Raw genomic sequence first — 513 nt, 5'->3', positions numbered from 1 at the left:
GGTCCTCGGAAAAGTGAGACCGCCGAAGGCGTGACGTCTCACTTTTCCGAGGACCCCTGCTATGGGATATTCTACCGGCTGCCATACGACATTTCATCACCGTTTCCACTTGGTTTGGGCGCCGAAATATCGGTTCAAGGTGCTGCACGGCGAAGTGCGTCTTCGTGTGCGCGAGATCATTCGCCAAGTCTGCGCTGAGATGGGAGTAACGATCATCAACGGCGCCCTATCACGCGATCATGTCCACATGTTTGTCGAGATCCCGCCACATATCTCGGTCAGCGATTTCGTCCGCCGCGCCAAAGGACGTTCCTCCCGAAAGATTCAACAGGAGTTTGAACACATTCGTAAGCGCTACTGGGGGCAACGCTTCTGGCAACGCGGTTACTTCTCGACCACGTCTGGCAACATCACCGATGACGTAATCATGCGTTATCTGGATCGCCATACCCACAAGGATGGCTTCAGCCCCGGCCCGTGAACCTGCCGGCGTCAGCCGGCCAGTCGTTCAGA

The 513-nt window shown here is 56.3% G+C and carries 1 protein-coding gene; it reads left to right on the top strand.

Annotated elements, in window-relative coordinates:
* Positions 1 to 61: 61 nt before the first annotated feature.
* Positions 62 to 481 carry an IS200/IS605 family transposase gene (tnpA, locus tag SPHV1_RS04575; RefSeq protein ID WP_054944868.1) on the top strand — a complete coding sequence of 140 codons (420 nt, stop codon included), beginning with the start codon at positions 62 to 64 and terminating at the stop codon, positions 479 to 481.
* Positions 482 to 513: the final 32 nt, after the last annotated feature.

This window comes from Novosphingobium sp. KN65.2, from assembly GCF_001368935.1.
Lineage (GTDB): Bacteria > Pseudomonadota > Alphaproteobacteria > Sphingomonadales > Sphingomonadaceae > Novosphingobium > Novosphingobium mathurense.
This window is presented reverse-complemented; position numbering and strand designations above follow the sequence as displayed.

Bases quoted from the DNA above. Each gene is read 5' to 3' on its own strand.
- tnpA (WP_054944868.1), top strand. From the start codon at position 62: ATGGGATATTCTACCGGCTGCCATACGACATTTCATCACCGTTTCCAC.